At 72.4% G+C, this 26,997-nt stretch carries 22 protein-coding genes and 2 pseudogenes; 10 read left to right on the top strand and 14 right to left on the bottom strand.

Features of this window, described 5'->3' with window-relative positions; translation table 11 throughout:
• Positions 1-55 precede the first annotated feature (55 nt).
• Entirely contained in the window at positions 56-526 is a 471-nt protein-coding gene (locus ACWCSV_RS22935) for a hypothetical protein (protein ID WP_451145033.1), read from the top strand.
• 119 nt (positions 527-645) lie between these two features.
• On the opposite strand, the gene ACWCSV_RS22930 is transcribed toward ACWCSV_RS22935, so the two are convergent.
• Positions 646-2,781 carry an ATP-binding SpoIIE family protein phosphatase gene (locus tag ACWCSV_RS22930; RefSeq protein ID WP_451145031.1) on the bottom strand — a complete coding sequence of 712 codons (2,136 nt, stop codon included), beginning with the start codon at positions 2,779-2,781 and terminating at the stop codon, positions 646-648.
• A gap of 217 nt (positions 2,782-2,998) precedes the next feature.
• On the opposite strand from ACWCSV_RS22930, the gene aspS reads away from it, so the two are divergent.
• Positions 2,999-4,816, top strand: coding sequence for an aspartate--tRNA ligase (gene aspS, locus ACWCSV_RS22925; protein ID WP_451145029.1), 1,818 nt, complete (start codon positions 2,999-3,001; stop codon positions 4,814-4,816).
• A gap of 250 nt (positions 4,817-5,066) precedes the next feature.
• A complete protein-coding gene (locus tag ACWCSV_RS22920) occupies positions 5,067-5,912 on the top strand; it encodes a L,D-transpeptidase family protein (RefSeq protein WP_451145027.1) in 846 nt (281 codons plus the stop codon).
• Positions 5,913-5,995: 83 nt separating this feature from the next.
• On the opposite strand, the gene metG is transcribed toward ACWCSV_RS22920, so the two are convergent.
• Both metG and ACWCSV_RS22910 read right to left on the bottom strand, forming a co-directional pair.
• Complete coding sequence (gene metG, locus ACWCSV_RS22915; protein ID WP_451145025.1) at positions 5,996-7,603, bottom strand: methionine--tRNA ligase; 1,608 nt, start codon at positions 7,601-7,603, stop codon at positions 5,996-5,998.
• Positions 7,604-7,718: 115 nt separating this feature from the next.
• Positions 7,719-9,374: a VWA domain-containing protein gene (locus tag ACWCSV_RS22910; RefSeq protein ID WP_451145023.1), complete on the bottom strand. Its 1,656-nt coding sequence runs from the start codon at positions 9,372-9,374 to the stop codon at positions 7,719-7,721.
• 332 nt (positions 9,375-9,706) lie between these two features.
• On the opposite strand from ACWCSV_RS22910, the gene ACWCSV_RS22905 reads away from it, so the two are divergent.
• A complete protein-coding gene (locus tag ACWCSV_RS22905; RefSeq protein ID WP_451145021.1) occupies positions 9,707-10,129 on the top strand; it encodes an RNA-binding S4 domain-containing protein in 423 nt (140 codons plus the stop codon).
• A gap of 133 nt (positions 10,130-10,262) precedes the next feature.
• Here the strand turns inward: ACWCSV_RS22905 and ACWCSV_RS22900 are convergent, their stop codons facing one another.
• The 4 genes from ACWCSV_RS22900 to ACWCSV_RS22885 all read right to left on the bottom strand — a co-directional run bounded on the left by ACWCSV_RS22900 (position 10,263) and on the right by ACWCSV_RS22885 (position 14,648).
• Complete coding sequence (locus ACWCSV_RS22900) at positions 10,263-12,203, bottom strand: FUSC family protein (RefSeq protein WP_451145172.1); 1,941 nt, start codon at positions 12,201-12,203, stop codon at positions 10,263-10,265.
• Positions 12,204-12,265: 62 nt separating this feature from the next.
• Positions 12,266-12,511, bottom strand: coding sequence for a DUF2630 family protein (locus ACWCSV_RS22895; protein WP_450770018.1), 246 nt, complete (start codon positions 12,509-12,511; stop codon positions 12,266-12,268).
• Positions 12,512-12,638: 127 nt separating this feature from the next.
• A complete protein-coding gene (locus ACWCSV_RS22890; protein ID WP_451145019.1) occupies positions 12,639-13,625 on the bottom strand; it encodes an alcohol dehydrogenase catalytic domain-containing protein in 987 nt (328 codons plus the stop codon).
• A gap of 159 nt (positions 13,626-13,784) precedes the next feature.
• Positions 13,785-14,648, bottom strand: coding sequence for a hypothetical protein (locus ACWCSV_RS22885; RefSeq protein ID WP_451145017.1), 864 nt, complete (start codon positions 14,646-14,648; stop codon positions 13,785-13,787).
• A gap of 119 nt (positions 14,649-14,767) precedes the next feature.
• Between ACWCSV_RS22885 and ACWCSV_RS22880 the strand changes: the two are divergent.
• The 3 genes and pseudogenes from ACWCSV_RS22880 to ACWCSV_RS22870 all read left to right on the top strand — a co-directional run.
• Positions 14,768-15,175 (top strand): annotated as a pseudogene (locus tag ACWCSV_RS22880) (hypothetical protein); the annotation flags it as partial.
• Between the two features lie 112 nt (positions 15,176-15,287).
• Positions 15,288-16,259: an ATP-binding cassette domain-containing protein gene (locus tag ACWCSV_RS22875; RefSeq protein ID WP_451145015.1), complete on the top strand. Its 972-nt coding sequence runs from the start codon at positions 15,288-15,290 to the stop codon at positions 16,257-16,259.
• Positions 16,256-17,125: an ABC transporter permease gene (locus tag ACWCSV_RS22870; RefSeq protein ID WP_451145013.1), complete on the top strand. Its 870-nt coding sequence runs from the start codon at positions 16,256-16,258 to the stop codon at positions 17,123-17,125. The genes ACWCSV_RS22875 and ACWCSV_RS22870 overlap by 4 nt, the downstream gene beginning before the upstream one ends.
• Before the next feature lie 146 nt (positions 17,126-17,271).
• On the opposite strand, the gene ACWCSV_RS22865 is transcribed toward ACWCSV_RS22870, so the two are convergent.
• The 3 genes from ACWCSV_RS22865 to ACWCSV_RS22855 all read right to left on the bottom strand — a co-directional run bounded on the left by ACWCSV_RS22865 (position 17,272) and on the right by ACWCSV_RS22855 (position 19,607).
• The gene (locus ACWCSV_RS22865) at positions 17,272-17,694 is read right to left on the bottom strand and encodes a universal stress protein (RefSeq protein WP_451145011.1); all 423 of its coding nucleotides are present in this window, start codon (positions 17,692-17,694) and stop codon (positions 17,272-17,274) included.
• Between the two features lie 132 nt (positions 17,695-17,826).
• Positions 17,827-18,510: an FMN reductase gene (locus ACWCSV_RS22860; RefSeq protein WP_451145009.1), complete on the bottom strand. Its 684-nt coding sequence runs from the start codon at positions 18,508-18,510 to the stop codon at positions 17,827-17,829.
• A gap of 5 nt (positions 18,511-18,515) precedes the next feature.
• Positions 18,516-19,607, bottom strand: coding sequence for an LLM class flavin-dependent oxidoreductase (locus tag ACWCSV_RS22855; RefSeq protein WP_451145007.1), 1,092 nt, complete (start codon positions 19,605-19,607; stop codon positions 18,516-18,518).
• Positions 19,608-19,887: 280 nt separating this feature from the next.
• On the opposite strand from ACWCSV_RS22855, the gene ACWCSV_RS22850 reads away from it, so the two are divergent.
• Positions 19,888-20,016, top strand: a complete 129-nt coding sequence (locus ACWCSV_RS22850; protein WP_358761443.1) for a DUF6126 family protein — start codon at positions 19,888-19,890, stop codon at positions 20,014-20,016.
• A 34-nt stretch (positions 20,017-20,050) separates the two neighbouring features.
• Here the strand turns inward: ACWCSV_RS22850 and ACWCSV_RS22845 are convergent, their stop codons facing one another.
• Positions 20,051-20,797 (bottom strand): class I SAM-dependent methyltransferase, encoded by a 747-nt coding sequence (locus ACWCSV_RS22845; protein WP_451145004.1) that lies wholly within the window; start codon positions 20,795-20,797, stop codon positions 20,051-20,053.
• A 313-nt stretch (positions 20,798-21,110) separates the two neighbouring features.
• Here ACWCSV_RS22845 and trpS point away from each other — a divergent pair, with 313 nt between their 5' ends.
• Complete coding sequence (gene trpS, locus ACWCSV_RS22840; protein ID WP_451145002.1) at positions 21,111-22,235, top strand: tryptophan--tRNA ligase; 1,125 nt, start codon at positions 21,111-21,113, stop codon at positions 22,233-22,235.
• A gap of 72 nt (positions 22,236-22,307) precedes the next feature.
• Here the strand turns inward: trpS and ACWCSV_RS22835 are convergent, their stop codons facing one another.
• Both ACWCSV_RS22835 and ACWCSV_RS22830 read right to left on the bottom strand, forming a co-directional pair.
• Complete coding sequence (locus ACWCSV_RS22835) at positions 22,308-23,135, bottom strand: alpha/beta fold hydrolase (RefSeq protein ID WP_451145000.1); 828 nt, start codon at positions 23,133-23,135, stop codon at positions 22,308-22,310.
• Between the two features lie 267 nt (positions 23,136-23,402).
• Positions 23,403-25,421, bottom strand: coding sequence for an NAD-binding protein (locus ACWCSV_RS22830; RefSeq protein ID WP_451144998.1), 2,019 nt, complete (start codon positions 25,419-25,421; stop codon positions 23,403-23,405).
• Between the two features lie 354 nt (positions 25,422-25,775).
• Here ACWCSV_RS22830 and ACWCSV_RS22825 point away from each other — a divergent pair, with 354 nt between their 5' ends.
• Complete coding sequence (locus ACWCSV_RS22825) at positions 25,776-26,849, top strand: PucR family transcriptional regulator (protein WP_451144996.1); 1,074 nt, start codon at positions 25,776-25,778, stop codon at positions 26,847-26,849.
• On the opposite strand, the pseudogene ACWCSV_RS22820 reads toward ACWCSV_RS22825, so the two are convergent.
• Positions 26,806-26,997 (bottom strand): annotated as a pseudogene (locus ACWCSV_RS22820) (hypothetical protein); the annotation flags it as partial. The gene ACWCSV_RS22825 and the pseudogene ACWCSV_RS22820 sit on opposite strands and share 44 nt — an antisense overlap.

Genomic DNA, 26,997 nt, shown 5'->3' with positions numbered 1-26,997 from the left:
CACGACACAGTCTCTTCCGACTCTTCCCGTCTCCCACGCACCCCGAGGACCAGTCATGCGAGTCACGCCGCAGAGAACCCCCAGCCGTCGCGCCCTGCTGACCGCGGCCGTCACCGTCCCGGCGGCGGCGGTCGGTGCCCCGCTGCTCGCCGCCCCCGCCGCCGCTGCCACCACCGGGGGTATCGAGGTCGTCCACGACTGGACGGCGCTCGTCCTGGCGTCCGGCGTCACCGCCGCCGCCGACGCCCCGGCCGCCCGCGTGATCAGGATCGCCGGTACCGGCTTCCTCCAGCTGCGCGGAGGCGTCGACTGCGCCTTCACCGGGGATGCCGCGCTGGGCACGATCCCGGCCTCGCTGGCGGTGCCCAAGACCACCCGGGGGGTCTGCCCGCGGAACAACAAGGCCGGTGTCAACGCCTGCCGGGTGGAGATCAGCACGGCGGGCCACGTCACCGTGTTCGGCGGCAATGCCGCCAACAGCATCACCTGGGTCGCCCTGGACAGCTTCTCGGCCGTGCTGTTCTGAGGTCCGTCCCTTTCCGGCGCGGGCGGTCGGGTCCGGTCGGGTCCGGTCGGGTCCGGTCGGGTCCGGTCGGGTCCGGCCGGGTCCGGTCGGGTCCGGCCGGGTCCGGTCGGTCCCGGCGGTCAGATCTGCTCGAACGGGATCGGCGGTCCGGTGAACTCCTGGGGCTCGGCCGACTCGTACAGCTCGAACCAGATCGACTTGCCCTCGCCGCGCGGATCGACCCCCCAGGTGTCGGCCAGCATCTCCATCAGGACCAGTCCGCGGCCGCTGGACGCCATCTCGCCGGGGCGCCGCTTGTGCGGGAGCTCGTCGCTGTTGTCCGCGACCTCGACCCGCAGCCGCCGCTCGCCTCGCTGGCCTGTCACCTCCGCCACCATCAGCGCGTCGCCGTCCGTGTGGACCAGCACGTTGGTGGCCATCTCGGAGAGCATGAGCACGGCCGAGTCGACCTGTTCCGCGTCCGCCCAGTCGTGCAGCAGCTCGCGGAGCAGCTGCCGGGCGACGGAGATCCGTTCCGGTTCGGCCTGGGCGATGGCGACGGCGGCCCGGCGCGGCGGGGCCTTCGCCAGGGTGGCGGGGGTGTCGCGGCGGAGCAGGACCAGCGCGATGTCGTCCTCGTGCCGCTCCGCGAGGGGGCCCGTCGTGTAGTGCGAGGTGGGCCCGTGAACCGCTTCCACGAGGGCCTCGGCGAGGTTCTCCGGATCGGCTCCGGGCGTCTCCAGGACCGGCCGCAACCGGACCCAGCCGGTCATGAGGTCGTGTCCGCCGGTCTCGATGAGCCCGTCGGTGCAGAGCATGATCGTCTCGCCGGGCTCCAGCACCACCTGGGTCGTCGGGTAGTCGGCGTCGGTCTCGATCCCCAGAGGCATCCCGCCCGCCGTCTGCCGGATGACGGCCGTGCCGTCGACGCTGATCACCACGGGGTCGGGGTGGCCGGCGCGGGCGATGTCCAGGGAGCCGTCGGCCGGGTCCACCTCGGCGTAGAGGCAGGTCGCGAAGCGGGGGGCGCTGGATTCGTCGTCGTCGCCCTCGTGTTCGTACCCCTCCGTCAGCCCGGCCAGGAAGCGGGAGGCGCGGGCGAGCACCGCGTCCGGGCGGTGCCCCTCGGAGGCGTACGCGCGCAGGGCGATGCGGAGCTGGCCCATCAGACCGGCCGCGCGCACGTCGTGACCCTGGACGTCGCCGATGACGAGCGCGACCCGGCCGTTGGGCAGCGGGATCATGTCGTACCAGTCGCCGCCGACCTGGAGGCCGCCGCCGGTGGGGATGTAGCGGGCCGCCACGGTGATGCCCGGGGGGCTCTTGCCCAGGGAGGGCATCATCGCCCGCTGGAGCCCCAGCGAGAGCTCCCGCTCGGTCTCGGCGGCCCCGGCGCGCGCGAGGGCCTGGGCGAGCATCCTGGCCACCGTGGTGAGCACCGCCCGCTCGTCGGGGGAGAACCCCACCGGATTGCGGAATCCCGCCATCCAGGCGCCCATGGTGCGGCCGGAGACGATCAGCGGAAGGAACGCCCAGGAGGTGCGGCCGAACGTGCGGGCGAGCGGCCAGAACATCGGGAAACGGCGGGCGTACTCGTCGGGGGTCGGCAGATAGATCGCCCGGCCGGTACGGGCGACCTCGGCGGCCGGGTAGTCGGTCTGGAGCGGCATGTCGGCGAAGGGCTCCTCGTCGCGGATGTCGTGCCCGTGGTGTCCGACCAGGGTCAGCCGGTCGCCCTCGACGCCGAAGACCGCGAGCCCGTCCGGCGAGAAGCCGGGCATCGAGAGCGACCCGGCTACCCGGAGTACCTCCTCCGTGGACCGGGCCTCGGCCAGCGCCCTCCCCGCGTCCAGCAGGAACGCCTCGCGGGAGCGCCGCCAGTCGCCGGTGACGGGGGTCTGCACGGCGGTGCCGGGGATGGGCTCCGCGACCTCCTGGAGGGTGCCCAGGAGCACGACCTGCTCGACGGTCTTGCCCTCGGGCACGTGGGGCCTGGACCGGGTCCGTACGGTACGGACGACCGTGCCGTGCTCGTCGACGATCCGGAGCCGGGACTCCGCGAGGGTGTCCTCGGCGACCGCGAGGGCGACCACCGAGCGGACCTCGTTCCAGTCGGCCGGGTGGTAGCAGGCGCGTACGGCGGCCTCCCGGTACGAGCCGGGATCGGGCAGACCGAGGAGACGGGCGGCCTGCGCGTCGATCACGACCGTCCCGTCCGCGGTGTCCCAGCGCCAGAGCCCCGTTTCGATGGCCGCCAGGATGTCCTCGGTACGCATTGCCCCACTTTAGGAAGATGCGTTCCCGGGACGCCACCGGCGACCCGGGCCGGAGGGGCGCGGCGGGGGCGGTCCGGCCGGGTGTGCGGCGGCCGTCGCGAGGCCGTGCACGCACTCTGGATGATCTTGAAGTGGTTATGGCAATGAAGTGGCCCGGCTCCGGGCGGTAGCCTGGGGAGGCTCACAGACCCCAACCGCGAAGACTGGATGAACGACGATGCATCGGTACAGGTCCCACACCTGCGGCGAGCTCCGCGCCTCTGACGTCGGCACCGACGTCCGGCTGAGCGGCTGGCTGCACAATCGCCGAGACCTGGGCGGCATCCTCTTCATCGATCTCCGCGACCACTACGGCCTGGTCCAGCTCGTCGCCCGCCCCGGCACCCCGGGGAACGAGGCGCTCTCGAAGCTGACCAAGGAGACCGTCGTCCGGATCGACGGCAAGGTCTCCGCGCGCGGTACCGAGAACGTGAACCCCGAGCTCCCGACCGGCGAGATCGAGATCGAGGTCACCGAGGTCGAGGTGCTCGGCGAGGCGGCCCCGCTGCCCTTCACGATCAACACCGAGGACGGTGTGAACGAGGAGCGCCGTCTGGAGTACCGCTTCCTCGACCTGCGCCGCGAGCGCATGCACCGCAACATCATGCTGCGCTCGGCCGTGATCGCCTCCATCCGTTCGAAGATGGTGGCCCTCGGCTTCAACGAGATGGCGACCCCGATCCTCACCGCGACCTCCCCCGAGGGCGCTCGTGACTTCGTCGTGCCGTCGCGTCTCAACCCCGGCAAGTTCTACGCGCTGCCGCAGGCCCCGCAGCAGTTCAAGCAGCTGCTGATGATCTCCGGCTTCGACCGCTACTTCCAGATCGCGCCCTGCTTCCGCGACGAGGACGCCCGCGCCGACCGCTCGCCGGGCGAGTTCTACCAGCTCGACGTCGAGATGTCGTTCGTCGAGCAGGAGGACGTCTTCCAGCCGATCGAGAAGCTGATGACCGAGCTCTTCACCGAGTTCGGCAACGGCCGCGAGGTCACCTCGCCGTTCCCGCGCATCCCGTTCCGCGAGTCGATGCTGAAGTACGGCAACGACAAGCCGGACCTCCGCGCCCAGCTGGAGCTCGTCGACATCTCGGACGTCTTCGCCGACTCCGGGTTCAAGGCGTTCGCCGGCAAGCACGTCCGCGCGCTGCCCGTCCCGGACACCGCCGGCCAGTCCCGCAAGTTCTTCGACGGCCTCGGTGAGTACGCCGTCGAGCACGGCGCCAAGGGCCTCGCCTGGGTGCGCGTCGGCGAGGACGGCTCGCTGGCCGGTCCGATCGCCAAGTTCCTCACCGAGACGGACGTCAAGACGCTCACCGAGCGCCTCTCGCTCGTCCCGGGCCACGCCGTCTTCTTCGGCGCCGGCGAGTTCGACGAGGTCTCCAAGATCATGTCGGCCGTCCGCGTCGAGGCCGCCAAGCGCTCCGGCAACTTCGAGGAGGGCGTCTTCCGGTTCTGCTGGATCGTCGACTTCCCGATGTACGAGAAGGACGAGGAGACCGGCAAGATCGACTTCTCGCACAACCCCTTCTCGATGCCCCAGGGCGGCCTGGAGGACCTGGAGACGAAGGACCCGCTGGACATCCTCGCCTGGCAGTACGACATCGTCTGCAACGGCATCGAGCTCTCCTCCGGCGCGATCCGGAACCACGAGCCCGAGCTGATGCTCAAGGCCTTCGAGATCGCCGGCTACGACCGCGAGACCGTCGAGCAGGAGTTCGCGGGCATGCTCCGCGCCTTCCGCCTCGGCGCCCCGCCGCACGGTGGCATCGCCCCGGGCGTCGACCGCATCGTGATGCTCCTCGCCGACGAGCCGAACATCCGCGAGACGATCGCCTTCCCGCTCAACGGCAACGCCCAGGACCTGATGATGGGCGCCCCGACCGTGCTCGACGAGGCCCGTCTGCGCGAGCTGAACATCCAGCTCCGCAAGCCGGCCGCCGTGTCGAAGGGCGAGGCCGCCAAGGCCGAGACCGCCGCCGCGGAGAAGACCGAGAAGTAGCGGACGAGGGGCGCCTCCGGCGTCGCGCGCCCCGCCGTTCCGCATGTTTCACGTGAAACAGCCCCCGATCGACCGATCGGGGGCTGTTCTGTCGTTCCGGGGCGCTGCCTGCCCCCTGACCGGCATCCGCCGTGGTAACGGGTGGGCGGGTGTACCGCCGGATGGCCCCCGCCCGGATTCGCGAGGGCCGGGCGCGGCGAAGAGTGGCTTCTGAGAGGCAGTCAGTCAGAACCACTCAGGAGCCCGCCCCGTGTCCGTCTCCCTCCGCACTCCCGCCCGTGCCGTCCCGGGAACAGCCCCCCGCCGTCGCCCGTACCCGCTCGCCGCTCCGGTCCTCGCGCTGCTTCTGGCGCTGCTCCCGGTCCTCACCGCCTGCGGTACCCCCACCTCCTCGGGGGCCCCGCCGAAGGAGGTGGCCGCGGCCCGGTCGGACGACGAGGGCGGCCGGGGGCCCTCGGGTGTCCCCGCCGTTCCAGCCCCGCCCGCGCCGTCCCTGCCGCCACTGGAGATCCCCGGGCTGGGGCCGGAGACCCGGGCGGAGATCCCGGTCGACGCCCGGCAGGCGTTCGTCGTGACCGGCAAGGGCGCCGACTCCAACGAATCCACCGCGGTCCTCTACGTCCGGGACGCCCCGGACCGGAGCTGGACGCCCGCTTTCGAGCCCTGGGCCGCCCACAACGGCATGGAGGGGTGGACCGGCGAGCACTACACCGGGGACCTCAGGTCACCGGTCGGCGTGTTCGGTCTCACCGACGCGGGCGGCAAGCTGCCCGACCCCGGCGCCCTGCTCCCCTACGACGAGGAGGAGTACTTCGCGGTGGAGGGCGACGGGTTCTTCGGCGAGCCCCTGGAGGGCTCCTTCGACTACGTCGTGGCCATCAACTACAACCGCGTCGAGGGCGTCAGCCCGATCGACCACGAGCGCCCGCTCGGCGAGGACCGGGGCGGCGGCATCTGGATCCACGTGGACCACGGCGGGCCGACCCAGGGCTGCGTCTCTGTCTCGGAGGAGCGGATGAAGGAGCTGCTGCTCACGCTCGACCCGGCGAAGAAGCCGGTCATCGTGATGGGCGACAAGGCGTCGCTGGCCCGCTGAGGCGGTGGCCCGCCGGTTGTACGGGGCGGGTACGGAGAAGGGCGGGGCCACGGGGGCCCCGCCCTTCTCCGCTACGGATCGCGTTACGCGGCCGGCTTCTCCTCCAGGCGCGGGAAGAGCACCGCGCCCTTGGTGACCGTGGCACCGGCGGGCAGCCGGCCCCACGTGCCCGCGTCCTGGACGCGCTGGTCGGCGAGGACGCCCAGGGAGGGCTCGGCGCCGAGCGACTCCCACAGCTTCTGCGAGGTCTCCGGCATCACCGGGTTCAGCAGCACCGCGACACCGCGCAGGGCCTCGGACGCCGTGTACAGGATCGTCGCGAGACGGGCCTGGCCCTCGGGCGAGGTGTCCTTGGCGACCTTCCACGGCTCCTGCTCCGTGATGTAGCCGTTGACCTGCTTCACGAAGTCGAAGATCGCCAGGATGCCGGCCTGGAAGTCGAGCTCCTCGCCGATCTTCAGGTCCGCCGTGGCGACGGCCTTCGCCAGACCGTCCTGGACCGCCTGCTCGGCGTCACCGGCGGCGGTCGCCTCCGGCAGCGTGCCACCGAAGTACTTGCCGATCATGGCGGCCACGCGGGAGGCGAGGTTGCCGTAGTCGTTGGCGAGCTCGGAGGTGTAGCGGGCGGTGAAGTCCTCCCACGAGAAGGAGCCGTCGCTGCCGAAGGCGATGGCGCGCAGGAAGTACCAGCGGTACGCGTCCACGCCGAAGTGCGAGGTCAGGTCCTGCGGCTTGATGCCGGTCAGGTTGGACTTCGACATCTTCTCGCCGCCGACCATCAGCCAGCCGTTGGCCGCGACCTTGCCCGGCAGCGGAAGGCCCTGGGCCATCAGCATCGCGGGCCAGATCACCGCGTGGAAGCGGAGGATGTCCTTGCCGACCAGGTGGACGTTGGCGGGGAAGGTCGCGTCGAACTTCTCCTGGTTGGCGCCGTAGCCGACCGCCGTCGCGTAGTTCAGCAGGGCGTCGACCCACACGTAGATGACGTGCTTCTCGTCCCACGGCACCGGGACGCCCCAGTCGAAGGTCGAGCGGGAGATCGAGAGGTCCTGGAGGCCCTGCTTGACGAAGTTGACGACCTCGTTGCGGGCGGACTCCGGCTGGATGAAGCCGGGGTTGGCCTCGTAGAACTCCAGCAGCTTCGGGCCGTACGCGCTCAGCTTGAAGAAGTAGTTCTCCTCCTTGAGGATCTCCACCGGCTTCTTGTGGATCGGGCACAGCGGAGTGCCGTCCTCGGCCTGGATGAGGTCCCCGGGGAGCTTGTACTCCTCGCATCCCACGCAGTACGGGCCTTCGTACCCGCCCTTGTAGATCTCGTCCTTGTCGTACAGGTCCTGGACGAACTCCTGCACCCGGTCGGTGTGACGCTTCTCCGTGGTGCGGATGAAGTCGTCGTTCGCGATGTTGAGGTGCTCCCAGAGGGGCTTCCACGCCTCTTCGACGAGCTTGTCGCACCAGGCCTGCGGGGTGACGCCGTGCTGTTCGGCCGTGCGCATGATCTTCTGACCGTGCTCGTCCGTGCCGGTGAGGTACCACACCTTCTCGCCGCGCTGGCGGTGCCAGCGCGTGAGCACGTCGCCTGCGACGGTCGTGTAGGCGTGGCCCAGGTGAGGAGCGTCGTTGACGTAGTAAATGGGGGTGGAGACGTAGAACGACGTCTCTCCCTGCTTCTCGGATCCAGTGGCCGCCATGGTCAAAATCCTAACGGTCCGCGGCAGGGTCCTGGGACGCGGACGGCGGGCCCGGTGACCGGGCCCGCCGTGACGTGCGGTGGAGCGGTTCGGGCGGTTCGCCCGAGTACGCGGATCAGCCGGCCGAGCCGCCGGAGCGGGCCGTGATCCAGGAGGGGAGACCGGCGAGGATCTCCCGGTAGAACGTGGCGTCCGGGATCGCGGCGGGCGCGGGGCCCGCGTGGAAGAAGCCGGCGTGCTCGGCGTCCAGCTTCCGCAGGAAGTCGAAGCCCTTGGCGTCGTGGTCGCCGAACGCGACGAACTGGAAGTAGAGCGGCAGCCGGGCGGCCTCGGCCAGCGCCTGCTTGGCCGCGACCTTGGCGTCCGGCGGGCCGTCCGTCTGGAAGACGACCAGCGCCGGGCCGGTGGAGCCGGACTTCTCGTAGTGCGAGACGACCTCTTCGACCGCCCGGTGGTAGTGGGTCCGCCCCAGGCGCCCCAGACCGGCGTTCAGCTCGTCGATGCGGCCCTCGTGGTCTTCGAGGCCGACCGTCCCCGTGCCGTCGATGTCGGTGGAGAAGAAGACCACGTCGACCGAGGCGTTCTCGTCCAGGTGCGCGGCGAGGGCCAGCGTGCGGTCGCCCAGGTGCTGGGCGCTGCCGTCCCTGTAGAAGGGCCGCATGGAGCCCGAGCGGTCGAGCACCAGGTAGACGGAGGCCCGGAAACCGGTCAGCCCCTGCGCCTTGAGCTCGGCCTGCGCGGACTTGTACGGGGCGACCAGGCCGGGGGCGCGCGACTTCACCCGGGCGAGTGAGGTGGCGGGCTTGGCGGCGGTGGCGGGCGCGACGGCAGCGGGGGTGGGCGCCGCGGGGGCGGCCGGGACCGTCGCCTCGGGGCCTGCCGCTGCTTCGGTGGCCGTTGCTTCGGTGGCGGGCGTCTCGGGGGCCGGCTCGGGCTCGTAGTCGATGATGATCGCGTCGAGGGCCGCCTCGGTGGCCTTCGCCTTCTCGGGGGCCTCGGCAGCGTCCGCGACGGCCGCGGTCTTCCCGGCCTCGGCAGCTTCGACGGTCTCGACGGCCGCGGCCTGCGCTTCGGCGTTCTCGGCCTGTGCCGGTGCGGGCTCCGGGTCGGGGGCGGTCTCCGGCTCGGGCTCCGGGTCCATGTCGATGGTGATGGCGGCGAGGACCTCGGGCTCGATGGCCGCCGGCTCCTCGGCCTCGGCCTTCGCGGGCTCAGGGGTACCCGGGAGCTCGGGGGTCTCGGCGACCTCCGGGGTCTCGGCGACCTCCGGGGCCGCGGGCCGCTCGTCCACCTCGGCGGCCGGTGCGGCGGCCTGCTCGGGCAGGGAGACCGGTTCGGCCTCAGCGACCGGCCCGGCTTCGACGGCAGGCTCTGTCCCGACGGCAGGCTCTGCCTCGACGGCCGGTTCGGGCTTCGCCTCGGACGCGGGCTTGGGGCCCGTGTTCTGGGCGGGCACCGTCGGCTGCGGGGCGGTGGACGGCTGGTCGAAGGCGGCGGCGACCAGCGCGGCCGCGTCTCCCCGGTCCGACCGGTCCGCGCTGTCCGACCCGCCCGTACCCGCGTCCGACGAGGAGCGCGAGGCGGAGGAGAGTGGGGAGGCGGCGGGGGCGGGAACGGTCACCTTCGGCTCGGCGGCCGGGGTGCTCTCCGGGACCGCGTCCGATTCCGGCTCCGTCGACCGGGCGCGCTCACCCTGAGGAGGAACGGTGGCCGTGGTCGGCTCGTCCTGCTCCCGGCCGAACACCTTGCGCAGCAAGCTCCGAATGCCCATGGGCGAGGCCTTTCGCGTGAGTTGGGTGCGGGAAATGTCCGACCCGTGGAAAATCATCCCTGGCCAGGACGGATACGTAAGGTTAGCGGCCGGATCAGGCCGTTCGGCGGTCCGGCCCGCACGCGGGTGAACCGACGCGCAACCGTTTCCTTGTGAGAACCCAAGAGTTCGGCGGTCAGGCGTACTTCGCCGCCGGTTGACGGACCTGTTGCTCAACACCCGGACGGACGTACCCCGTCACGGTGCGCACACGATCCACTCCCGCGTCGGGGCACGGTGGTCCGTCCCGGCAGCGGTCTCCGCGCGGAGGGCTCCCCCGTTACAGTCGGACCATGGTTTCGGTTTCCGGTGAGGCTCCGCAGGCGGCAGGCAGCGTCCGGGTCGACGTGTGGATCTGGTCGGTGCGGCTGACGAAGACCCGGGCACAGGCGGCGGCCGCCTGCCGGGCGGGACACGTCAAGGTCGCGGGTGAACGCGCCAAGCCCGCCCAGTCCGTGCGGGTCGGCGACGAGGTGCGGCTGCGGCACGAGGGCCGGGACCGGATCGTCACCGTGTCGAAGATCGTGAAGAAGCGCGTCGGCGCACCGGTGGCCGTGGAGTGCTTCGTCGACAGCAGCCCGCCTCCGCCGCCGCGTGAACTGGCGCTCCAGGTGCCGGTCCGCGACCGGGGAGCCGGCCGTCCCACGAAGCGCGACCGGCGTGAGATGGAGCGGCTCCAGGGTGGCCGGGAGGGCCGGGAGCCCGGTCCCCGTTGAGTGGTGCGGAAGGGGCGCGGCTGAGCGGCGCGTGGACGCTCCGGTGCGGTGCACGTGGATACGGCGGTGCGGTGCGCGCGGATGCTCCGTTGCGTAACTGCCGCTCACGCTCCGTGTTTCACGTGAAACGCCGTCATGGCTGCGGCGAGGCGATGGCGCGGGCGGCCGCGACCTCCTGGCTGAGCGGGCCGAGGACGCTTTCCTCGATGCCGGTGAGGTCGGACCGTACCCCCACCAGGGTCTCGCTGGACCGGATCCCTGCCGCGAGCTCGCGCAACTGGCCCTCGATCATGACGGCTTCGCCGGGCTCCGGCGGGGGCGCTCCGTAATTCAGCCGTACCCGGGCGGCTGTTGCCGCATCGACGATCCGCTCGACGGCGACCACCAGTGGCCACCAGGCCGCCGCGCGGGTGCCCACGGGCGGCGGTTCGGTGAGGGCGCGCTGGAACTCGGAGCGCACCGCCGACAGGTCGCGGTAGAGCTTCCGGCGCGCGCGGACCCGCTCGGCCCGGTCGTGTTCGCTGGTCAGGTCGAAGGCGTAGGCGATGTAGTCGGCGGTGTCCTCCACGGCGTCCGCGAGCCGGTCGCCGACGCGGGTGTGCCAGCTCTCCGGCCAGAGCAGATAGCCGGCCACCAGCACGATCGCGCAGCCGAGCAGGCTGTCGAGGAAGCGCGGCTGGACCAGGTTCACGCCCTGGTGGTTGAGGAGGTCGGAGAGCAGCAGGATGGGCGGGGTGACGGCGGCGGTCTGGAACGCGTACCCCTTCGCCGTCAGCGCCGGGATCAGCGCGGCGAGGACCACCATCGCCGGGACGAACCACCAGCCGGAAGGCACCTCCGCCAGCACGGGAGCGGCGACGAGCAGCCCGGCGGTGGTGCCCACGGCCCGCAGTACCGCGCGGGAGAACACCGAGCCGTAGTCCGGCTTGAGGACGAAGGTCACGGTGAGCGCCACCCAGTACGAGCGTTCCACGGGGATCAGCGAGGTCAGTGCCTGGGCCAGCCCGATGCAGAGGGCGAGGCGCAGCCCGTAGCGCCAGGACGCCTCGGAGAGCAGTACGGACCGCAGGGCCCGCCGGACGCGGACGCGCAGGGCGGCGGGCCGGCCGAGCCGGTCGTCCACGTTGTACGGGGCGGGGTCGCCCCGGTGCACGACGGTGGCCGTGTGGCGCAGCGCGGTGTCCACGGCACGGGTGGCGGGCGAGTCGGGCGGGGGCAGGTCGGGGGTGGGGCGTCCGGTGCGGCCGCGTTCGACGTCGTCGGCGAGTGCGCGTACCGCTGCCGGGAGGGCCTCGGGCAGCCGGCGTCCCTCCCCGTGCGCGGCGGGCGCCGCCTCGACGAGCGGGATCACCACGTTGAGCTGGGAGAGCGTCTCCACCATGGCGGGGCTGCGGCCGTGGTAGCGGGCCCGGCGGGCGAGGATCAGGTCGTAGGAGGTGTTGAGGCGTTCGGTGACGTCCTGGCGGTGCAGTTCGTACGCGGGGGTCCCGGCGGCTGCGAGCAGGGCGGCGACCGCGCGGTAGGTGCGGGCGACCGCGGAGCGTTCGGGGAGCCGGCGGCGGAACGGCCACGAGAGCAGGGCGAGCGCCAGCACCACCAGCCCGCCGAACGCGAGCAGTACCGGGGCGACCCACCAGGGGTCGGGCATCGGGAGTCCCGCGCCGACCACGGAGTTGAGCAGGAGCAGCAGGCCGGAGACGGAGGCCACGGCGCCGATCGTGGACATCATTCCGGAGACCAGCGCGACGGCGGTGAGCACGCCGACGGAGGCCCAGCCGGTTCCGTACACGAGCGAGCCGAGGGTGACGCCGACGGCGCCGAAGAGCTGCGGCACGGCGATGTTGTAGATGCGCATCCGGTAGGCGTCGGCGGTGTCGCCGATGACACCGGAGAGCGCCCCCATGGAGACGAGTGCCCCGTAGGCGGGCCGGTCGACGGCGAAGCCGACGGCGAGCGGTGCGGCCATGGCGACGGAGGCGCGCAGCACGGCCGCCCAGGGGATGGGGGTGGACTGGGGGCGGAGTCCGCTCGTCAGCCAGGGCGGCGGCGTCACGCGTCGCCTTCCGGTGCCCATATCGGCCGTGGCCACGGCTCACTCTCCTCGCGGGTCTGCCGGATGCTGCCTGGGGGACAGCTTCAGCCCTGGTACCCCTCCACTTCGTCGGCCGGGCGGACCCGGGCCGACGAGGGGTCCTCGCCGTACTCGCTCAGCGCGCGGCGCTGCCTCAGCAAGTCCCAGCACTGGTCCAGTTGGACCTCCACCGTACGCAACCTGGCCTTCTCCTCGGCGGACAGGCCGAGGGCTGCGGTGGACCGGTCGCGCAGGGACCGTTCCTCGGCGACGAGTTCGTCGATGTTGGTGAGGATGTCGCTGTCGGACATGGGAGTTCCTTCCTTCGGTGCGGGCCGTGGCGGCGGGGGCGTTCGTGGCGGGCCGGGGCGCGCCGGGCGGAGTGGGCCGGAGCGGGCGGGAGCGGGCCGGCCGGTGCCGGGGCGGGGGCGGCGCGGGTCACGGGGCGTGGTGTCCGGCGGCGCCGCAGGGCCTCAGGGCGAAGACCGTCTTGCCCCGGGCGCCGCCCGCGCGGTTCTGCGCGAGCGCCTCGGGGGCCTTCTCCAGGGGCAGTTCGAGGTCGATGGGGACGACGAACGCCCCGCTGGTCACCGCCGTCGCGAGGGCGTCGAGCAGCAGTGCGGTCGGCGCGAGCCGGAAGTCGACGGGGAGCGGTCCGGTGTGCGGGGCACGGGTGCCCCCGGCGCCCCGGGTGGTGAGCGCGATGCCGCCGTCCCGGACGAGGGCGGCGTGCTCGGCGAAGGCGTCCGGGGTCTCGGAGACGAGGTCGGCGAGGGCGTCAACCCCCTGCGGGCAGAGCTCCCGCACGGCGGCGGGGAGCGCTTCCGGTCCCGCGGAGACGTCGAGGGTGCGGGAGGCCCCGAGGATCGCCATCCTGCGGCTCTCGTCGCCGCGTACGGCGGCGAGCACCCGGACGCCCCGGGCGGAGGCGAGCTGGGTGAGGTAGCTGCCGACGCCGCCCGCCGCCCCGACGATCAGCAGGGACTCGCCCTCACCGGCGCCGGTGGCGGCCAGGATCTGGCAGGCGGCGGTCGCGGCGGTCGGCAGTGCGGCGGCGACCTTGAGCGACAGGCCGGTGGGGACCGGGGCGATCGGCGAGTCCTGGTGGACCGAGACGTACTCGGCGAAGGCGCCCCCGCCGGGCAGCGGGGCGGTGACCCGGCCGAACACCGGGTCGCCCACCCGGAACCGGCTGGGGCCCCGGCCGATCATGTCCACCCGCCCGGCGAAGTCCACGCCGAGGATGTGCGGGAGGCCCCCGGGTGCCGTGCCGGCCGCCGCCGGGTCGTCGGCGCGCTGCCAGTCGTACGGGTTGAGGGCCGCGTACTCGATCCGCACCCGCACCTCGCCCGGTTCCGGACCGGGTTTGGGGAGTTCGACGAGTGCGGGCTCCCCGTGGAGCGCGGTGACGGCGATGGCTCGCATACGGCAACCTCCAGTCGCCCCAACCGTTCAGGCTCCCACTCTCGCCCGGCCCGTTCCGCCCCGCACGTCGGAGGCGGCCCGGCTCGCGCGAAGGACCGCCCCGCCCGAAGGACCGTCCCGCCCGAACGACCGTCCCGCCCGAAAACGACCGCCGCCGCGTCACCCCGGGCGGCGCGCGGTCAGCAGGTACCGGGCGACGGCTCCGGCCACCAGCAGGACGGTGCCCACCCCGAGGACCCACCAGACCGTGGTGCGCAGCGAGGCGGTTAGCGCGTCGGAGATCGCCGCCGCGCCGTCCCGGTCGCTCGTAGGCACCGCGTCCAGCACCTGCGCGCGGCCGACGGCGAGCAGCACCCGCAGCACGACGGCACCCAGGACGAGTCCGCCGCCCACGACGGCGGTGGCGAAAAGCCCGGCCCGCCGCCCGCCCCGGACCGTCGACAGCCCCACCACCAGGACGAGGAGGACCACGGTCGCCACGGCCGGCCAGACGCTGGCGTACCGCAGCCATCCGAACGTCTCGCGCACATGGTCGGCCCGGTCCCCGGAGAGGACGGTGAGTTCGGTGCGCTCGACCGGGATCTGGTCGGCGAAGGGCACCCCGCTCACCTCCAGCTCCTTCTTCACCTGCTCGATCACGGGGGCCAGGTCGATGGTCACCGACTCGCCGGAGTCCCCGTCGAGCGCGGCCGTGATCGAGGTGTGCGCGGTGCGGTTCGCCGCGTCCCACGCGGCACGGAAGGCGTCCGTCGTCGTGAAGGAGAGGACGCCCTGGTGCAGGAAGTCCCGCATCGTCTCCTGGAGCTCACCGAGGTCGATCCGCCGCATCGCCTCGTCGGTGATGAGGTCGGCGACGGTCTCGCGCACGGCGGGGTCGGAGGAGAGCGGGGAGACGGCGGCCACGTACCGGTCGGTGTCGTCGACCTCCAGGTCGACCCAGGCGGAGAGCGCGCTCAGCGGCACCAGGACGGCGAGCACGACGAGCAGCACGGCCGACAGGGGCACCGAGAGAGAGGTCCGCATCTCCTCAGGGAATCCCGGCGGCCGTGGTCGCGCCCCGAGCCGTCGTCCATTCGAGTTGCCGGGCGGCGCGGCCGGGTGTGCGCTGGAGTGAACGGGGGCGACGGAAGGAGCTCTCCACCATGGCCACACACGCAGCCATGCCCGGGTCGAGGTCCCGGGCATCGCAGGCCAGGACACCGGTCCACCGTCACACCGCGATGGTGTGGGCGGTGCCCCTGCTCCTCGGCGTCATCTACGGCTTCTACGCGGCGTTCATCCGGCGGGACGGCGGCCCCAGCACGGGCGGTCAGGTGGCACTGGGCTTCGCCGCCGGGGTGGCGTTCGCCGTGCTCTGCTACGCGCTGGCCCGGTTCGAGTACGCGATCCCGCGCGAGGCACGGGCGGCGGCCTACGGAGCGCTGACGGCGTGCGCGATCGGGTTCCTGGTGAGTCTGACCGACACCAGCGTGCTCCGCTCGACCATCCTCGGCCTGGCGGTCGGTATCCCGGTGGCGCTCGCCACGTACTACTTCTTCTACTCGCGGGAGGACTGGCCCGAGGAACGGACCACCGACCGGACCACCGGCGGGACGATCTACCGGGCGACGGACAGGACCGCCCACCGGATCACCGACCGGCCGCTGCCCGGGGGAGGTGCGGGTGGGCGCCGAACCGGCCGTCGAGACGACCGGACTGGTGAAGGCCTTCGGTGAGAACCGTGCCGTGGACGGTGTCGATCTCGTCGTCCCCACCGGAACCGTCTACGGAATCCTCGGCCCCAACGGCGCCGGGAAGACCACCGCCGTCCGGATGCTGGCGACCCTGCTGCGACCGGACGGCGGCAGCGCGCGCGTCTTCGGCCACGACGTGGTGCGGGAGGCCGACGCGGTGCGCGGCCTGGTCAGCCTCACCGGGCAGTACGCCTCGGTCGACGAGGACCTCACCGGTACGGAGAACCTGGTGCTCCTGGCCCGGCTGCTCGGCCACTCCCGGTCCGCCGCCCGCTCGCGCGCCGCGCGACTGCTCGAAGGCTTCGGGCTGGGCCCTGCCGCCGGGAAGCAGGTCAAGAACTACTCGGGCGGGATGCGGCGCCGGATCGACATCGCCGCGTCCATCCTGAACACCCCGCGCCTGCTCTTCCTCGACGAACCGACCACCGGCCTCGACCCGCGCAGCCGCAACCAGGTGTGGGACATCGTCCGGGCGGTCGTCGCCCAGGGCACTACCGTGATGCTGACGACGCAGTACCTGGACGAGGCCGACCGGCTGGCGTCCCGCATCGCGGTGATCGACCACGGCCGGGTGATCGCCGAGGGCACCAAGGGGGAGCTGAAGGCGTCGGTGGGCTCGGGGACGGTCCACCTGCGGCTGCGGGACGCCGCGCAGCGGCCGGAGGCCGAGCGGGTGCTGGTCCGCACGCTCGACGCCGTGGTGCAACCGGACCCCGACCCGTTGGCGCTGACCGCCCGGGTCGACGGCTCGGGCTCCGAGCGGGGGGCGGCCGAGCGGGCCGCGCGGGCCCTGGCGGAGCTCGCCCGGGCCGGCATCACCGTGGACAACTTCGCGCTGGGCCAGCCCAGCCTCGACGAGGTCTTCCTCGCCCTCACGGACCGGAAGGGAACGGCGGCATGACGGCCACCACGACTCCGACGACCACCGGGCCGGGCGCCGAGGCCGACGACTTCTCGCTGCCGGACGCGGAGCGCCTCGCGGCGCTGCTGGTCTCCGGCGAGCGCCCGCCCCGGCCGGGCGCGCTCTCCGTCTCCCTCACCTTCGGGTGGCGCGCGGTCCTGAAGATCAAGCACGTGCCGGAGCAGCTCTTCGACGTGACCGCGTTCCCGGTCATGCTCGTGCTGATGTACACGTACCTCTTCGGCGGGGCGCTCGCCGGGTCCACCGGGGCGTACATCCAGTTTCTGCTGCCGGGCATCCTGGTGATGAGCGTCGTGATGATCACGATGTACACCGGGGTCTCGGTCAACACCGACATCGTCAAGGGTGTCTTCGACCGGTTCCGCACCCTGCCGATCTGGCGTCCCGCGCCGATGGTCGGCTATCTGCTGGGCGATGTGCTGCGCTATCTGCTGGCCTCGGCGGTGATGCTCACGGTCGGCGTGATCATCGGCTACCGGCCCGGCGGAGGCGTGCCCGGCGTGCTGGCCGGGGTCGCGCTGGTGCTGGTCTTCGCCTTCGCCTTCTCGTGGGTGTGGACGATGTTCGGGCTGCTGCTGCGCACCGAGAAGTCGGTGATGGGCGTCAGCATGATGGTGATCTTCCCGCTGACCTTCCTCAGCAACGTGTTCGTCGATCCGAGCACGATGCCGGGCTGGCTCCAGGCCTTCGTGAACAACAACCCGGTGACCCACGTGGCGACGGCCGTACGGGAGCTGATGGCGGGCCACTGGCCGGCGGCGGCCGTTCTCTGGTCGCTGGGGTGGTCGGCGCTGCTGGTGGCGGTGTTCGGCCCGGTCACGATGCGGCTGTACAACCGGAAGTGAGGGGGCCGACCGGAAGTGGGCGGGGCCGACGCGAAGTGAGCGGGCCGACGCGAAGTGCCGACGCGAAGTGAGCGGGGCCTGAACGTGCCGACGGCGGTGAGGGCGGCCCCTGCGGGAACCGCGCTCACCGCCGTCGGGCCGGGCGTTCAGTCGCGTACGACCGTCACCGGGCAGGGGGCGTTCTGGGTGACGTGGAGGCTGACCGATCCCAGCAGGGTCGCCTTGAAGCCGCTGTACCCCCGCGCACCGACCACCAGCAGGTTCGCTCCCTCGGCGCGGTCGATGAGGTTCTGCGCCGGGTTGCCGATCACCACGATCTTGCTGATCCCCGCCGCGCGCTCCGCGCCGAGGGCCTCCTCCAGCGCCTCGGTGAGGGAGACCGTCGCCAGGGCCTGCGGGTCGAAGTCCTCCGGCATGCCCGGCATCATCGACGCCCAGCTGGTGGCGGGGTACTCCCAGCTGTTGACGGCTTCGACGGTGTCGCCGGTGAGGTCGCCCTGGCGCACCGCCCAGTGCAGTGCCTTGACCGACGACGCCGAGCCGTCCACGCCTACGACGATCCTGCCCATGTTCTGCCTCCCGCTGGGGTCCCGTTCGATCCGATGCCCGGTCCGCTGTCCGGTCCACTCCAAGTAGACCGGACATTCGGGACATCGGGGTCGGGCCGCCCCGCCGCGCGTGTCCGTACGGCGGGGCGCCGGTCAGTCGAGCCGCAGGTCGGCGAGCTGCTGGGCGAACGGCACGATCGCGTCCAGCCCGTCGTCCAGGCCCAGCGTCCGGGAGGCGCCGGAGACCGTACGCCCCAGGACCGCCGAGGCCAGCTCGCCACCGGCCCGCCGGATGCGGGACGGCAGGCCGTCGGTGTACTCGTCGCCGGACGAACCCCAGTCCTCCGACGCCGCGTACACGGACGTCGGTACGGTCACGGCCCGCAGGTACGCGAAGAGCGGGCGCATGGCGTGCTCCAGGACCAGCGAGTGCCGGGCCGAGCCACCGGTCGCGGCGATCACGACCGGCTTCCCGGTCAGCGCGGTGTTCTCGATCAGGTCGAAGAAGGACTTGAACAGACCGCTGTACGAGGCGCTGAAGACCGGGGTCACCGCGATCAGCCCGTCCGCCTCGGCCACCGCGTCGACGGCGTCCCGCAGGGCGGCCGACGGGAACCCGGTGATCAGGTTCTTCGCGATGTCGACGGCCAGGTCGCGCAGGTCGATCGCGCGGACCTCGACCCGGCGGTCCTGTCCGGTCTCCAGCTGCTCCCGGGTGGCCGACGCCAGCCGGTCGGCCAGCATCCGGGTCGAGGACGGCTGGCTCAGCCCGGCCGACACGGCGACGATCCTGAGCGGGGCGGTGGAGAAGGCGGTGGTGCCTACGGGTGCGGTCATGACGGTCAGACCTCCTTCGAGGCGTCGCGGGCGGCGGTGACGGCGGGGTGGACGGGGGCGGATTCCGGCACCCCGGCGGGACGCAGGGCGGCGAACTCCTTGCGGAGCACCGGGACGACCTCCTCGCCCAGGATGTCGAGCTGCTCCAGGACCGTCTTGAGCGGGAGCCCGGCGTGGTCCATCAGGAACAGCTGGCGCTGGTAGTCGCCGACGGCGTCACGGAACGACAGGGTGCGCTCGATGACCTCCTGCGGGGAGCCGACGGTCAGCGGCGTCTCGCGGGTGAAGTCCTCCAGCGTCGGGCCGTGGCCGTAGACCGGGGCGTTGTCGAAGTACGGGCGGAACTGCTTGACGGCGTCCTGCGAGTTCTTGGCCATGAACACCTGGCCGCCGAGTCCGACGATGGCCTGGTCGGCGGTGCCGTGGCCGTAGTGGGCGTACCGCTGGCGGTACAGCTCGACCATCTTCTTGGTGTGGGACATCGGCCAGAAGATGTTGTTGTGGAAGAAGCCGTCTCCGTAGAACGCGGCCTGCTCGGCGATCTCGGGGGAGCGGATCGATCCGTGCCAGACGAACGGCGGCACGCCGTCGAGCGGGCGCGGGGTGGCGGTGAAGGACTGCAGCGGCGTGCGGAACTTCCCCTCCCAGTCCACGACGTCCTCGCGCCACAGCTTGTGCAGCAGGGCGTAGTTCTCGATGGCGAGCGGGACGCCCTGGCGGATGTCCTTGCCGAACCACGGGTAGACCGGGCCGGTGTTGCCGCGGCCCATCATCAGGTCGACGCGGCCGTCCGCGAGGTGCTGGAGCGTGGCGTAGTCCTCGGCGATCTTCACCGGGTCGTTCGTCGTGATCAGCGTGGTGGAGGTCGAGAGGATGAGCCTCTCGGTGCGGGCGGCGATGTAGGCGAGCGTCGTGGTCGGCGACGACGGGACGAACGGCGGGTTGTGGTGCTCGCCGGTCGCGAAGACGTCCAGGCCGACCTCTTCGGCCTTCTGCGCGATGGCGAGGGTGGCCTTGATCCGCTCGTTCTCGGACGGCGTCCGGCCGGTCGTCGGGTCGGTGGTGACGTCCCCGACGGTGAAGATCCCGAACTGCATGACGTCCGCCTCCTGTGCTGTGGCCGCTTCAATATTGTTGAAGCTTGAACTAACTGGTCCCACCCTACAACGGGGACCCCCCACTGGCTATTCCGCCCGTGCACCACCCGTTGCCCCTGAGGGAACGGGGAGGTGATCGCGGGTGGTGCGGGGGGTCCGCAGGGGGTTCTGGGACCTCCGGGCGGGCGGCGGCCCGGTGCGTACTCTGGGGGAAACGCGCTGTCGCCGGGGCCGGTGGGCGGGGCGCGTCCGAGCGCGTGCGGGACGAGGGAGAGCGGCCGTGAGCGAGAGCGAGAGCTGGAAGGAGCGCGGCGTCGCGCTGCGCGTCTTCGTGTACGTCTTCGCCACCCACGCCTTCGCGGGCTTCGTCTACCTGCTGTTCTACGTGGGGGACCACGCCCACAAGTAGGACCCGGCCCGCGAGGGAGCCGCGGCCCCCCGCGTCAGCGGCGGGCGACGGCCAGGCTGACCAGGTACCGCTCCTCGACCGTCCCGTCCGGGAAGGCGGCGGACAGGTGGCCGCGCTCCTCGGCGAGGAAGGCGGCCGTCCCCTCCGCGCCGAGGACCAGGAAGTCGGAGTAGGTGGCGACGTTGGCCAGGTGTGTGCCGAGGGGAACGCGCCGGGACCAGGCGATCTGCCGGTGGACGAAGTCGAGCCCGGCAGGCAGCCCGCGGAAGCGGGCCCGGGGGTCGTGAGGGCGGTCCGCGGCACCGAAGAGCCGGCGCAGACGTGCGTCCTGGGCGGCGATCCAGGGGACTGCGGCGTCCGAGTCGTTCCACCAGAGCGCGAGGGCGCCGCCGGGGCGCAGTACGCGCAGCGCTTCCGGGACGGAGGCCCGCGGATCGGTCCAGTGCCACGACTGGGCGTAGGTGAGGAAGTCGAGGGACGCACCGGCCAGGGGCAGCCGGTCGCCGTCCCCGAGCACCAGCGGGACCCCGGCCAGCCGGCGGCGGAACTCCGAGGCCATCCCGGCGCCGGGCTCGACCGCGAGGACCCGCGCACCGCGGTCCCGCAGGAGCGCCGTCGCCAGCCCCGTACCGGCCCCGATGTCGGCGACGGCGGCGCCCTCGACCGGGCGGCCGCCGAGCTCCTCGACCGCGTCCAGCAGTTCCGGAGGGTAGGAGGGGCGGTTCGCGGCGTACGTGGCGGCGGCGAGGTCGAACGACCGGGCCTGCGAAGTCCTGTTCATACGGCCATTGTTGGAGGGGTGGGTGCGCGTGCCGCCACCGGTTTTCCGGGTGCTGCGGGCGCCGCCGATCCCGGGTGCGGGCTGAAAGGTGCGCGTTACACTCGCCCCATGACCTCCGTACCGTGCCGGAACTGGTGGCGCTCCTCCTAGGAGCGGCACCCCTTCCGCACGGAACCAGGGCCGTTCGACACGGACGGCCCTCCTCCGTTCCCGCGTACGGCGCCCGAGACGCGCGCGACGGGGAGACGGACACGGATCAGCTCCACCGGCGGGGCCGTCCTCCACGCAGCCACACCTCGCGAGGAGAGATCCCATGACCACGCCTCCCACGGCTCCGCCGACCCCGACCACCGCCCCGGACGCCGCTCCGCTCACCGCCGCGTCCCCGCTCGCCGCGTCCACCGTCGCCACCGCCCGCAGGCGCAGCGCCGAGCTGGAGCGGGAGCTCGCCGCGGAGCCGGGCCGCTTCCGGGTGATGACCGGGGACCGGCCGACCGGCCCCCTCCACCTCGGGCACTACTTCGGCACCCTCCACAACCGGGTCCGGCTCCAGGACCTGGGCGTGGAGGTCTTCGTGCTGATCCCCGACTACCAGGCGCTGACCGACCGGGACGTGGTCGACCGGCTCGCCGGGACGATGGAGGGGCTGATCCTCGACTACCTGGCCATCGGCATCGACCCCGCGCGTTCGACGATCTTCAACCACAGTGCGGTACCTGCCCTGAACCAGCTGCTGCTGCCCTTCCTCAGTCTGGTCTCGGTGGCCGAACTGGGCCGCAACCCCACCGTCAAGGACGAGATCGCCCACTCCCGCCAGGCGGCCGTCAGCGGTCTGATGTACACGTATCCGGTCCATCAGGCCGCCGACATCCTCTTCTGCAAGGGCAACCTCGTCCCGGTGGGCCAGGACCAGCTGCCGCACCTGGAGCTCACCCGGACCGTCGCCCGCCGCTTCAACGAGCGGTACGCACCGGTCTTCCCGCAGCCCGAGGCGCTGCTCTCCGCCGCCCCGCTGCTGCTCGGCACCGACGGCGGCAAGATGAGCAAGAGCCGCGGCAACGCCATCGCCCTCGGCGCGACCGCCGACGAGACCGCCCGGCTGGTCAAGGGCGCGAGGACCGACGCCGAGCGGCGCATCTCCTACGACCCCGAGAACCGGCCCGCCGTCTCCAACCTCGTGCTGCTCGCCGCGCTCTGCCAGGACCGTGACCCGTACGAGGTCGCCGAGGCGATCGGGGACGGCGGGGCGGCCGTGCTCAAGCGGACCGTGACGGAGGCCGTCAACACCCGGCTGGCGCCCGTCCGGGCCCGCCGCGCGGAGTACGCGCGGGACCTGGGGTACGTACGCTCCGTGCTGCGCGCCGGGAACGATCGCGCCGGTGCGATCGCCGAACGCACCCTGGACGAGGTCCGGGAGGCCATGGGGACGCTGCGGTAGGGGCCCCGGTCCGCCGGGGCGTGGGCCGGGCGGCGCGTGGGGGTGCGGCGCCCGGCACCGGTCGCTCCGTGGTCACTTCTTGAGGAAGTCCAGCAGGTCCTTGTTGAACTTCTCCTTGTCGCCCGGCACCAGCGCGATGCCGTGCGAGCCGCCCTCGTAGACCTTCAGCGTGGCGTCCTTCACCAGCTTCGCGGTCTTGCGGCCGGTGGCGTCGATCGGCACGACCTGGTCGTCGTCCCCGTGCACGACGAGGGTGGGGACGTCGAACTTCTTCAGGTCCTCGTGGAAGTCCGTGGAGGCGAAGGCGTCGACGCAGGCGACCCCGCCCTCGATGGTCTCGGCCATGGCCATGTACCAGAACGCGTCCTTGTTGCCCTGGGTGACCTTGTTGCCCTCGCGGTTGGCGGAGTGGAAGCCGACCGCGGTGTCCTTCCAGAACTGCGAGCGCTCCGTCAGGATGCCCTTCTTGATGCCGTCGAAGACGCTCTGCGGCACGCCCTCCGGGTTCTCCGGTCCCTGGAGCATCAGCGGGGGGATCGCGGAGAGCAGGACGGCGGACCTGATCCGCTCGGTGCCGTGCCGGCCGATGTACCGGGCCAGTTCGCCGCCTCCCATGGAGTGTGCGACCAGGGTGACGTCCCGCAGGTCGAGCTGGGTGATCAGGTCGTCGAGGTCGTCGGCGAAGGTGTCGAAGTCGTAGCCGTCCCACACCGGAGTGGACCGGCCGTGGCCCCGGCGGTCGTGCGCGATGCCCCGGTAGCCGGCGTCCGCGACGGCCTTGAGCTGGTCCTGCCAGGCGTCGCCGTTGAGCGGCCACCCGTGGATGAAGACCACGGGCCGCCCTCGGCCCCAGTCCTTGTAGAAGATCTCGACTCCGTCACGCGTGGTGCAGACGGGCATGTGCTTCTCCCTCTCTCGCGGTCCTGCCATTCGGGGGACAACACGGCCCATTACCGCATGACGGGAATTTCGACGGGGAGCGTTCTTGGGCCGAACGGGTGAGGTCGAACGGGTGAGGTCGAACGGGTGAGGTCGAACGGGTGAGGCCGAACGGTGAGGCGGAACGGGTGAGGCCGAACCGGCCGGGGAGAGGCCGGCCCCCGCGTGGAGCGCCGTCCGGTGGGGAGCGTTTCACGTGAAACGCTCCCCACCGGACCCACCGCCGCCTCAGCGCCGCCCGGAGGCCGCACGCTGCCTGCGCAGCAGCTCGGCGAGTCCGCGCCGGGTCGCGGCGATCACCACGCGGTCCTCGGCCTTGAGCACGTACCCGTCCGGCAGGTCCCAGATCAGCCCCGAGATGCGCTGCCGGCTCCCGGCGCCGTAAAGGGGTGCGGCGGAATCGGGTGCCCGGTCGTCGGGCGGGGTGGTGTCCAGGGCCAGCACCCGCCAGGCGCCGGCCCGGAACGCCTGCGCGACGGTATGACCCTCCAGTTGCGGGTGTCCCCCCACCACCAGGGCGGCGAAGAGCATCACCTTCCGCTCGACCGGGACGGCGCCGAGGATCTGCCGTCCCATCATCGCCACGGCGAAGGAGGGGGCGGCCAGATGGGTCACCGACCGGGAGCGGGTGGTGGCTCCCGGGTGGGCGGTGCGCAGGGTGCGGTAGACGACGGTCGCGAAGTCGTCGTCGTAGAGCCGGAGGGCCACCCGCAGGTCGGGCTTGATCGACCGGGCGTAGAGCGTCGCTTCGAGGTTGGTGGTGTCGATGCTGGTCAGGGCGAGCAGCGCGCGGGCCCGGCTGATCTTCGCCGCCTCCAGCACGCCTTCCTGGGTGACGTCGCCGATGACGGTCGGCACGTGCAGGGAGCGGGCCAGCGGGATGCCCCGGGCGTTCGGGTCCTCCTCGACGACGACCACGGGGATGCCGAGCTCGCGGAGGCGTACGAGGACGCGCGTACCGATCTTGCCCAGGCCGAGCAGGACCACGTGGCCGGAGAGGCCGCGCGGCGGGCGGCGGAGCGAGGAGGCGGTGCGCAGGGTGCCGAAGGCCTCCAGGACCGCCGCGATCAGCAGCGGCAGCAGCAGGAGTCCGGCCACCCCGGACAGCAGCTGGATGATCTTGCGGGCGGAGGGTGCGGTGTCCTCCGCCGGGTCCCCCATGGCGAAGAGGTCGAGCAGGGTCAGGTAGACCGAGTGCGGGGCGCTGTCGCCGGTCGTCCGGACCGAGGCCACCGCCAGGGCGACCACGGCCGCCGCGACGCCCAGGGCCGACCAGCGCAGCCGCCGCGAGAACACCTGGCTCAGCGGGGCGCCCCTGCCGCCCATCCGGGTTGCGGGCCGGTCCGGGACCGACCTGCTGACGGTCTCCAGGACGATGGTGCCGCGCCCGGTCGCCGCTGCCACGGAGCGTTCGTCGGGCAGCAGCCGCGGTCCTTCGTCGCCGCTGCTGTCGGAGCCCTCGGCGCCGGCCGGGTCGACGGTGGTGGAGGAGAGGAGCGCCAGGGTGCAGAGTCCCGGGTCGGCCCGCTCACCGGGGCCGGGCGGGGTGCGTTCGGCCGCGCGCAGCAGCAGCCCCTCCGCCTCGACGACCTTGCTGCTGCCGGTCAGCGCGGTGGCGGCCAGAGCCGGTGCCACGGTGTCGGCGTCGGAGAGGACGGTGGTGCTGGCGTCCAGCGCGGCCGGATCGAGTCCGGGCACGGCGAAGGCCGCCGCCTGGTCGAGGAGGGTCTCCAGGTGGACGCCGAGCTTGCGGTTGTAGAGGCGGATCACCAGGCGCAGACGGGGGTTGAGGCGGCGGGCGGTGAGCGCGGCCCGGATGTTGCGCTCGTCGTCCTCGTAGACGAGGGCGAGGGCGGCGGCCCGGCCGACACCGGCCTCCTCCAGGACGTCGTCGGAGGGTTCCGCCGACTCCATGATGACGACGGGATCCACCCCGGCGTTGGTGTCGCTGTCGCCGGACCCGACGCCGTCCAGGGGAGCGGTACCCGTGCCGGTGCGGCTCATCGCCGCGGACATCCGGCCGAACAGGGCGGAGGCGCGGGCCCGCTGGTTCAGCGGGAGGTCCGGCTGGGCGGCGTCCGGGCCGGGCGGGAGGATCAGGGTGACGCGTTCCCCGTAGACGTACCGCAGTTCCACGGCGAGTCGCCGGGCGAGCGCGTCGTCACCGCAGACGACCATGTGGCCGGAGACCGGCGGGCGTTGGGGGCGCTGCGGTTGCTGGGGGAGAGAGGACACGAAACCCAGCATGCCTTGCTCCTGTCGGGTCGGTACGGGACTCGGTGATCCGTGTGCCGAACTCAGGGCCGGGGCCGGGGAGGAAAGGATGCGGAGGGAGCGGGAACCCGGTACGAGCCCCGTCGCCGGGACCCGTCGCCGGGCCGTTCCCCCGATTCCCCCCGTGCTTCCCCCGCTGATCCCCCGTCAGAGCACCGTCAATGAGGTGGTCGATCCCCCGTGTGGTGCTGCACGGATCGTGCCATCCGGAGGGGACTTCGCGCACTGCCGGATTCCGGCAGTCCTGGGGCAAGGGGGTTGCCGGGCCGTGGCACGGACGGATGTGCGCTACATATACGTACGGGAACCATGGGGAGGGGAAGGGTGATGGCGGAAGCGCGCATACCCGTCGAGGTACTGGGAAACTACGTTCAGGTCCTGGAGGAAGTGGGCTCAACCGGAAGGCGGTTGACGCACAAGGAGCTGGAGGAGCGCCGTGAGCTGGGCCGGGAGGCCGCGGAGGCCGGGCTCCAGCTGCGCGGACTGATCGCCCTCCACCTCGCGCAGACCCGCGCGCACTGGCCGTGCGCGGCGGCCCGGGGCGGCGCGGGCTCGACGGACGCCGTGCTCCACGCGGTGGAGCAGGCGGTGGACGCCTTCGCGGAAGGCTTCGAGGGGGCGCAGCGGATGACGGTGCGCCGCGAGGAGGCGGCTCGCCGCGAGTTCATCGACGATCTGCTCTACGGGCGCAGCGACCTCGGCCGCCTCGCGGAGCGGTCCAGCCGGTTCGGGCTGCATCTGTCGCGGGCGCACGCGGTCGCTGTGGCCGTGGGCCCGGAGGTGTACACCGAGACGGACGCGGTGCCGCGCAGCGTGGAGGCGGCGATGCTGGCCCGGTTCGGCGGGCGGGAGATCCTGCTGACGACGAAGGACGGCCGTCTGATCTGCATCGCGCCGGGCAGCCGGCCGGACGTACTCCTCTATTTCGCCCAGCAGTCCCATGCGGCGACCGGCGGCGGACGGGCCTCCATCGGCCGTCCCCACCACGGTCCGGGCGGTGTCGTGCAGTCGTACGACGAGGCGCTCGAAGCCCATGAGCTCGCCGAGCGGCTGGCGCTCGACGAACCGGTGCTGCACGCGGCGGATCTGCTGGTCTACCCCGTGCTGACCCGGGACCGGCAGGCCATGGTGGACCTGGTGCGCAGTCGGCTGGGCCCGCTCCAGAAGGCCCGGGGCGGGGCCGAACCGCTGCTGCGGACCCTCACGGCGTACTTCGAGTCGGGGTGCGTGGCGGCGGAGACCGCCCGGCGGCTGTCGCTGAGCGTGCGGGCGCTGACGTACCGGCTGGAGCGCATCCACCAGCTGACCGGCTCCGACCTCGCCGACCCGGTGCACCGCTACACCCTGCAGACGGCGGTCATCGGTGCCCGGCTGCTGGACTGGCCCGCGAGGGAGATCTGAACCCTCGCGCCGATCCGAGCCCGCGTGCGCGGAGGCCGGGACACGACCGTGTCCCGGCCACCGCGTCCGGGAACTTCTCCATCGGCACGATCACCCCGCCGCCGACCAGCAGCAGCAGGAAGACCAGGTTCGCCGCGGCGAGGGTCGC

This window comes from Streptomyces sp. NPDC001770, assembly GCF_053596135.1.
This window is presented reverse-complemented; position numbering and strand designations above follow the sequence as displayed.